This is a genomic window from Shewanella sp. GutCb (genome assembly GCF_002836135.1).
GTDB lineage: Bacteria > Pseudomonadota > Gammaproteobacteria > Enterobacterales > Shewanellaceae > Shewanella.
On sequence record NZ_PJBL01000087.1, the window covers coordinates 1 to 375 of the forward strand.

Annotated in this window: 1 protein-coding gene; it reads right to left on the reverse strand. The window is 50.4% G+C overall.

Translation table 11 applies throughout. The features are described from left to right. Positions 1-173 precede the first annotated feature (173 nt). The coding region (locus tag CXF86_RS20080; protein ID WP_145992410.1) for a phage protein Gp36 family protein at positions 174-375 on the reverse strand (202 nt) is incomplete at its 5' end.

The following is a 375-nucleotide window of genomic DNA, read 5'->3' on the forward strand; positions in this document are numbered from 1 at the left end:
TGTCCCACGTACATCAGGCGTAGCCCGCTCTGACATCTCAATCACGTACAATTTTGGCAATCGCCTTGGTGTCTTGTCATCCAGCTCTGAAAGCTTAAGCAGCCCCTCCACCTCCAACCATGGAGCATCTTTTGGGGTAAGCTGAGTAATCAGTGGGGTGACTAAATCGAGCATCAGATAAAACCCTTAGATTGGCGACGGTTAAACACCGCGCCGTCACTCTCAATCGTGGGCAAGTCATTACTTACCGGGCTTTCACCCTGTGTTGTAATACCGAGAGTTATTTTACCAGCCGCCACTTTTTCCAAGAACCGCACTGCATCGTCAAAGCGCTTACTTACTTGCTCGCTGGCCCCGTTGTCATACAGGCCATAG